Annotated in this window: 3 protein-coding genes; all 3 read left to right on the top strand. The window is 49.2% G+C overall.

Features of this window, described 5'->3' with window-relative positions; translation table 11 throughout:
- Positions 1-13 precede the first annotated feature (13 nt).
- A complete protein-coding gene (locus QZZ36_RS09530) occupies positions 14-1,057 on the top strand; it encodes a TraB/GumN family protein (RefSeq protein WP_295080616.1) in 1,044 nt (347 codons plus the stop codon).
- A 395-nt stretch (positions 1,058-1,452) separates the two neighbouring features.
- A complete protein-coding gene (gene rpoB, locus QZZ36_RS09535) occupies positions 1,453-5,373 on the top strand; it encodes a DNA-directed RNA polymerase subunit beta (protein ID WP_295080619.1) in 3,921 nt (1,306 codons plus the stop codon).
- Between the two features lie 122 nt (positions 5,374-5,495).
- The coding region (gene rpoC / locus QZZ36_RS09540) for a DNA-directed RNA polymerase subunit beta' (protein ID WP_295080621.1) at positions 5,496-8,938 on the top strand (3,443 nt) is incomplete at its 3' end.

Genomic DNA, 8,938 nt, shown 5'->3' on the forward strand with positions numbered 1-8,938 from the left:
AAAGAGGAAAGCTATGAGTAGGATACGTTTCTTTGCTGCTGTTTCAGCGGCACTGATTGCTTTTAGTGCTGTTTCGTGTTCACATAAGATCAACGTCAACGACGATACTGATAATAGTGTGACCACAACAGTTACTGGAGAAGGGGAAAAGGAAACAGCGTCAGACAATAAAAATAAAGCTGCTGACGACATCAACTCATACATCAAAGTCAAACAGGCTAAGCCTGCAATGTGGAAGGTGACTGATACCAAAACAGGCAATGAAATATATATGCTCGGTATGCTGCGGTTTGCTACGGAGTATACATTTGCCATGTCTGATTATGTCAATGACATTTACAATAAGTGCAGCGGGATAGCCATCGAACTGAATATGGCAGACGTGCCCCAGGATCAGCTTGAGGAGTTCTATACCCACTGGGTGTATACGGACGGCACTACAATACAGGACCATATTTCAAAGGAGACCTATCAGACGGCAAGGGAATACCTTACCGAAAACCTGTACTATAATGAATTCGCGGAAAGCAATATCGCCAGCGGCTGGGCTTCACAGGTGAATGCTGTTGCCATAAGCAAGGTAAAGGGACTTATTTTTGAAACTCTCGATACAAGCTTTACAGGCAAGGCAAAGCTGGACGGCAAGCAGATCGTCGGACTTGAGGATATAATGACCCAGCTGAAGGGCATAGACGCCTGCTCTGACGAGCTTTTGGATTTCATGATATCCGATACCATACGACGTGGAAACGATATCGCCGCTTTTACCGCAAATCTCGCGGATCAGCATGACAGCTGGGCAAAGGGCGATGTGGACGCGCTTGCTGAGGAATTGTACTGGGGAGACCGTTCTCATGACCTCGATGATGATTATGAGGCTTATCTCAAGGTCAACCTCTACGAACGCAATGACAGTATGGCGGAAAAGGCGGAGGAGTTCCTCAAAAACGGTGATAATTACCTTATTGTCGTAGGAGTTACCCATTTTTCAGGTAAAAAGGGCATAGACGATATCCTCTCGGAGAAAGGCTACAAGGTAGAACGCATCGATAAATGATATATAAACAGCGCTTGTGCAATACGCACAAGCGCTTTACTTTATTATGTGCAATCCTACAAAGCTGAAAGCCCGTTCGTCACAGAAACAATGATGAAATTAGGAAGAATGAAATTCCAACAAAAAAAACGCCCTGTCTTTTTTAAATTAGGCGCTTTTTGATAAATCTTTCCTGAGCCCCTTGACATGGGACAAAAACTGTATTATAATGTTATAATGTATCAATATGGAATAGTATCGCTATTTTGCAAGATATTATAGCATACTTTGCACAGACTTGTCAATAGTTTTTGCAGAATTTTTTTCAGACGATACGGCAGCTACAAACAGAACTGCCGCTCCTGACTCTGTGTGCGGAGGGAACGGCGGCAAAAAAATACAAGGAGGTTCCGCCTATGGTGAATGTTACACCTAAGCAGCTGGGAAAGAATGTCAGAATGAGCTTCGGTAAGATTACCGAGCCTCTGGAGATGCCGAACCTTATCGAGGTGCAGAAGAACTCGTATAAGTGGTTCAAGGAAGAAGGTCTTCGTGAGGTGTTCCGCGAAATGACCGCCATCACCGACTACAACGGCAATCTCGTCCTCAACTTCAAGGACTACCGCTTTGACGACACTCCCAAGTATTCTCTCGCAGAATGTAAATCAAGAGGAGCTACCTATCAGGTCTCAATGAAAGCGACCGCTACCCTTGCCAACAAGGAGACCGGCGCTGTCAGCGAAAGTGAGATCTATATGGGCGATTTCCCGCTTATGACGGACAGCGGTACCTTCGTTATCAACGGTGCTGAGCGTGTTATCGTATCTCAGCTCGTTCGTTCGCCGGGTGTTTATTACGCATTCACAAAGGACAAGACAGGTAAGGACCTTTTCAGTTCGCAGATAATCCCTAACCGCGGTGCGTGGCTGGAGTATGAACAGGATTCAAACGACGTTGTTTACGTTCGTATAGATAAAAACAGAAAGATACCGCTCACTACCTTCATCAGAGCTCTCGGAGAAGAGGGCACAGATGAGGAGATATTCGAGATATACGGCGAGGATGAGCGCCTCAGACAGACTATCCTCCAGAAAGATCAGACAAAGAACCGCTCTGACGCTCTCATAGACGTATACAAGAAGCTCCGTCCGGGTGAGCCTCCTACGGTGGAAAGTGCGGTCAGCCACCTCAACAACCTCTTCTTTGAGGCAAAGAGATATGACCTCTGCCGTTTCGGACGCTACAAGTACAACAAGAAGCTGGGCATAGCTTCACGTCTTTCGGGAAGAACTCTCGCACAGCCCATCGTAAGCGAGATGACAGGTGAGATACTCGCGGACGCAGGCGAGACACTCACATATGACAAGGCTTGTGAGATCGAGCAGGCAGGCGTTTACAGCGCTTTCGTAAACGTCGAGTCGAAGGAATACTATACCGACGAGCGCGGAGAGACTTCAGTCCGCATGGTAGAGAAGACCGTAAAGGTCATCGGCAACGGTATGGTGGATATCAAGGGCTATGTTGACTTTGACGCCGAGAAGTACGGAATCAACGAGAAGGTATCCTTCAATGTGCTGAAGGACATCATCGACAACGCTGCCGACGCTGACGAGCTTGAGGAGACAATCAAGAAGAAGGCTGACGAGCTCTCACCCAAGTATATCACACTTGACGATATCAGAGCTTCCATAAGCTATTTCCTCAATCTCTGCGAGGGCGTAGGTACTGTTGACGATATCGACCACCTCGGAAACAGACGTATCCGTTCCGTAGGTGAGCTTCTCCAGAACCAGTTCCGTATCGGTTATACACGTATGGAGCGCGGTATCCGCGAGAGAATGAACCTCCAGACTCAGGACGTGAATACCCTCACTCCACAGACACTTATCAATATAAGACCTATTTCTTCAGCTATGAAGGAATTCTTCTGTTCCTCACCTCTGTCACAGTTCATGGATCAGAACAATCCTCTTGCTGAGCTTACACATAAAAGACGTCTTTCAGCCCTTGGTCCCGGAGGTCTTTCAAGAGACCGTGCCGGATTCGAGGTACGTGACGTTCACTACAGCCACTACGGAAGAATGTGTCCTATCGAGACTCCTGAAGGTCCTAACATCGGACTTATCTCCTACCTCGCAACATTCGCAAGGATAAACGAGTACGGCTTCATTGAGGCTCCCTACAGAAAGGTAGACAAGAATACCGGCGTTGTAACCAACGAGGTAGTATACATGACTGCCGATATGGAGGACAACTTTGTAGTTGCTCAGGCAAACGAGCCTCTCACAGAGGACAACAAGCTTGCAAGACCACGTGTAAACGCGCGTTTCCGTGAGCAGATCCTTGAGTGTGAGCGCGAAAAGGTAGACTACATGGACGTTTCGCCTAAGATGGTCGTATCAGTAGCTACCTCAATGATCCCATTCCTTGAGAACGATGACGCTAACCGTGCCCTCATGGGCTCGAACATGCAGCGTCAGGCTGTTCCGCTCCTCAAGACAGAGCGCCCCTTCGTCGGTACAGGTATGGAGTACAAGGCTGCTGTTGACTCTGGCGTATGTGTTGTTTCCGATTACGACGGAAAGGTCACCTACGTTGACGCAGACAAGATCACTATGGTGGATACGGACGGCGTTGAGCACAAGTACGAGCTCATTAAGTTCAAGCGCTCCAACCAGGGTACCTGCGTGAACCAGAGACCTATAGTCACAGCGGGAGAGGAAGTAAAGAAGGGACAGGTGCTCGCAGACGGTCCCGCTACCGCTGACGGAGAGATCTCCCTCGGCAAGAACGCCCTCATCGGCTTCATGACATGGGAAGGCTACAACTACGAGGACGCCGTACTTCTTAACGAGCGCCTTGTAAGAGAAGATGTATTCACATCAGTTCATATAGAAGAATACGAGATCGAGTGCCGCGACACCAAGCTCGGACCTGAGGAGATCACACGTGATATCCCCAACGTAGGTGACGACGCTCTCGCAAACCTCGATGAAAACGGTATCATCCGCATCGGTTCCGAGGTAAACTCCGGCGATATCCTCGTCGGCAAGGTAACGCCAAAGGGCGAGACCGAGCTTACCGCAGAGGAAAGACTTCTCCGCGCTATCTTCGGCGAGAAGGCAAGAGAGGTGCGTGATAACTCACTGAAGGTTCCTCACGGCGAATCGGGCGTTATCGTTGATGTAAAGGTATTCACAAGAGATAACTGCGACGAGCTCTCGGCAGGCGTAAATATGCGTGTTATCTGCTATATCGCTCAGAAGCGCAAGATCACTGTCGGCGATAAGATGGCAGGCCGTCACGGTAACAAGGGCGTTGTTTCACGTATACTCCCTGAGGAGGATATGCCTTTCCTCCCGGACGGTACTCCCCTCGATATCGTGCTGAACCCCCTCGGCGTTCCTTCACGAATGAATATCGGACAGGTCCTTGAAGTACACCTCGGTATGGCTTGTAAGGCACTGGGATGGCACATCATGACTCCTGTATTCGACGGCGCTCACGAGGACGATATACGTGAATGCTTCAGTATGGCAAATGAACACGCCAAGGAGCACAAGGACGATATGTTCGAGCTCAAGGCTATGGATAAAGTTATCAACCCCAATGCTCTGGAATTCACAGAGGATTGTAAATTTACTCTTTACGACGGACGTACAGGTGAAAAGTTCGATAACCGTGTAACTGTGGGCTATATGTACTACCTCAAGCTCCACCACCTTGTTGACGATAAGATACACGCACGTTCTGTCGGTCCTTACGCTCTCGTTACACAGCAGCCTCTGGGCGGTAAAGCTCAGTTCGGCGGTCAGCGTTTCGGAGAGATGGAAGTCTGGGCTCTCGAAGCTTACGGTGCTGCATACACCCTCCAGGAGATCCTTACTGTCAAGTCAGACGATACTATCGGACGTGTCAATACCTACGAGGCTATCGTCAAGGGACAGAACGTACCTACTCCGGGTATCCCTGAGTCCTTCAAGGTACTTATCAAGGAAATGCAGTCACTTTGTCTTGACGTTAAGGTCCTTGACGAAAATCAGGAGGAGATCGATCTCACTCAGAGCTTTGACGATGACGATCCGATGCCTTCACGTTCCTACGACGATGAGGATACTCTTGACAATTCAGATTTCTCTGAGAGTGACCTCGGCGACGCGGGCTTCGGTGTTGAAGGTGAGGACGAGGACGGCGAAGACGGCGTTCTTGATCTTCTCGGCGGAGACGACGACTTCAACTTCGACGAGGACGACGATATGGACCTCGATTCCGACGATACGGACGTTCTTGATCTGGACGACGACAATGAGGAATTCGATTTCGACAGCGAGGACTAATCAAAGGCAAACGAACCAAGAATCGCGGATACGGATAATGAACAGCTGCGTTTCCGCTGCGGCGGAACGCAGACTATGATCCCGGATTCAGAATTCCGAATTATATATTAGGAGGTAGCAGTTTGGAATTTACAACTTTTGAATCGATAAAGATAGGTCTTGCTTCACCTGAACAGATCAGGAGCTGGTCTCACGGTGCGGTTGAAAGACCTGAAACAATAAATTACAGAACTCAGAAGCCTGAGCGTGACGGTCTTTTCTGCGAAAGGATATTCGGACCTACAAAGGACTGGGAGTGTCACTGCGGAAAATTCAAGAAGATACGCTTCAAGGGCAAGATTTGTGACCGCTGCGGTGTTGAGGTCACAAGAGCAAGAGTAAGAAGAGAGAGAATGGGTCACATCGAGCTTGCTGCTCCCGTTTCCCACATCTGGTACTTCAAGGGCACTCCCTCACGTATAGGACAGGTGCTGGAGGTATCCCAGAAGAGACTTGAAGAAGTCCTCTACTTCACAAAATATATAGTTACAGACCCCGGCAATACGGAGCTCATCAAGAAGCAGCTCCTCTCAGAGAAGGAGTACCTCTCCTACCTTGAAAAGTACGGCGACGACTTCAAGGCTGAGATGGGTGCTGAGGCTATAAGGAAGCTCCTCAACGAGTACGACCCTGCAAGATACGACACTCACAAGCAGAGACTTGTGGAAATGGGCAAGGTATCTCTCGGAGGTAAGAAGCTGGAGTGCTTCAACAAGCCTACAGAGTGCGAGTGCGAGGAGTGTCAGAAGTTCAGGGAGCTGGAGGATATCGACTGGAGAAACAACCTGGAGATCGTTGCGGACGACCTCAAGGCTGAGCTTGTAGGTCTCCCCGGCGGACAGAAGAAGGTAAAGCTTCTCAAGAGACTTCAGATCATCGAGGCATTCCGCCTCTCCGGCAACAAGCCTGAGTGGATGATACTCAGCGTAGTTCCGGTAATACCTCCGGATATCCGTCCTATGATAATGCTGGACGGCGGACGCTACGCTACATCAGACCTTAATGATCTCTACAGAAGAGTTATCAACAGAAACAACCGTCTGAAGAGAATGCTGGAGCTTGACGCTCCCGACATCATCGTAAGGAACGAGAAGCGTATGCTTCAGGAAGCTGTTGACGCTCTCATAGACAACGGCAGACACGGCAGACCCGTTACAGGTCCCAGCAACCGTGCTCTCAAATCCCTTTCCGATATGCTCAAGGGTAAGCAGGGACGCTTCCGTCAGAACCTTCTCGGTAAGCGTGTTGACTACTCAGGACGTTCGGTTATCGTTGTAGGACCTGAGCTGAAAATGTATCAGTGCGGTCTTCCTAAGGAAATGGCACTGGAGCTCTTCAAGCCCTTCGTACTGAAGAGACTCGTTGACAAAAAGGCTATAGCCAATATAAAGAGCGCGAGAAAGCTCATCGACCGTGCCGACAATAAGGTATGGGACGCTCTCGAGGACGTTATCAAGGATCACCCCGTTATGCTGAACCGTGCTCCTACGCTTCACAGACTTGGTATCCAGGCATTCGAGCCTATTCTCGTTGAGGGTCGTGCTATCAAGCTCCACCCCCTCGTATGCTCTGCCTTCAACGCTGACTTTGACGGCGACCAGATGGCTGTACACCTTCCTCTTTCCGCAGAGGCTCAGGCTGAGGCAAGATTCCTTATGCTTGCCGCAAACAACCTGCTGAAGCCTTCAGACGGTAAGCCTGTTGCCGTTCCTTCACAGGATATGGTACTCGGTTCATACTATCTGACAATGGATAAGCCCGGCGAACCCGGCGAGGGCAAGGTGTTCCGCGACGTGAACGAGGCTCTCATGGCTTACAACGAGCATGATGTATCTCTCCACGCGAACATCAAGGTAAAGATAACAAAGGATATCGGCGACAAGAAGGTATCCAAGGTCATCGACGCTACAGTCGGCAGACTTATCTTCAACGAGAATATCCCTCAGAACCTCGGATACGTTGACAGAACCAACTCCGACAAGCAGTTTGATCTTGAGGTTGCTTTCCTTGTAGGAAAGAAGCAGCTCTCAGACATCATCGAGCGCTGCATAAAGATACACGGCACAACAACTACCTCCGAGGTACTTGACCGTATCAAGGCTCTCGGTTACAAATATTCAACAAGAGCAGCTCTTACTGTTGCTGTTTGTGACGCTTCTATCCCGCCGCAGAAGAAAACTATTCTTGCTGAGGCAGACGCGGAGGTCGCTGAGATCACAAGCGAGTATGAGTACGGCTATATCTCCGCACAGGAGAAGTCCAAGAAGATCATTGCTCTCTGGACTGATACGAATGACAGAGTTACCGCTGCGCTGAAGGCAAACTTCGACCGCTACAATCCGATCTGGATGATGGCTGATTCCGGTGCCCGTGGTTCTATCTCACAGATCCGTCAGCTTGCAGGTATGCGTGGACTTATCGCTAATACCTCCGGCGGCGTTATCGAGATCCCGATCAGAGCTAACTACCGTGAAGGACTTAATATCCTCGAATACTTCGTTGCTTCACGTGGTGCGAGAAAGGGTCTTGCTGATACCGCTCTCCGTACCGCTGACTCAGGTTACCTTACACGTCGTCTTGTTGACGTTTCTCAGGACGTTATCATACGTGAGGAGGACTGCGGAACTACAGAGGGTATCGAGGTATTTGAGATAAAGAACGGCAACGAAGTAGTTGAACCGTTTGAAGAGCGTCTTGTCGGAAGATTTCTTGCCGAGGACCTCCGCGACGAGTCAGGCGAGCTCATAGTATCCCGCAACAAGCTCATAAACGACGCGGACGCAAAGAAGATAATCGAAACAGGTATCGAAAGGATCAAGATCCGTTCAGTTCTTACCTGTAAGTCAAGAACAGGCGTATGCGCTAAGTGCTACGGAGCTAACCTTGCAAACAACAATATGGTATCAGTCGGTGAAGCTGTTGGTATCATCGCAGCTCAGTCCATCGGTGAGCCAGGTACACAGCTTACCATGAGAACCTTCCATACCGGCGGTGTTGCTTCTGCCGACGCGGAAGATATCACACAGGGTCTTCCTCGTGTTGAGGAACTCTTCGAGAGCAGACGTCCGAAGGGTGCCGCTATCCTTTCAAGACTTTCAGGAAAGATACACATTGAAGAGATCAAGACTACAAGAAATATCATTGTTACCAACGATGAGACAGGCGAGTCTGAAAGCTATATGATACCGTACAACCTCAAGATCAGAGTTCAGGAGAACGAAGAGATCGAAAAGGGAACACGTCTTACAGAAGGTAACATCTATCCTGCCGATATCCTTAATATCCTCGGAACACAGGCTGTTCAGAACTACATCATCAATGAAGTTCAGAAGGTTTACCGTTTACAGGGTGTTGATATCAACGATAAGCATATCGAAGTTATAGTTCGTCAGATGCTCCGCAAGATCAAGGTGGAGGAGACAGGCAGCAGCTATCTGCTTCCCGGTACTCTCGTTGACAGCAAGGAGATCGACGCTATCAATGAAGAGCTGCAGGCTCGTATCGACGCAGGCGAGGACGATGTACA

Source organism: Ruminococcus sp., assembly GCF_016287535.1.
In the GTDB taxonomy this organism is placed as follows: domain Bacteria; phylum Bacillota; class Clostridia; order Oscillospirales; family Ruminococcaceae; genus Ruminococcus.

Bases quoted from the DNA above. Each gene is read 5' to 3' on its own strand.
- QZZ36_RS09530 (WP_295080616.1), top strand. From the start codon at position 14: ATGAGTAGGATACGTTTCTTTGCTGCTGTTTCAGCGGCACTGATTGCT.
- rpoB (WP_295080619.1), top strand. From the start codon at position 1,453: ATGGTGAATGTTACACCTAAGCAGCTGGGAAAGAATGTCAGAATGAGC.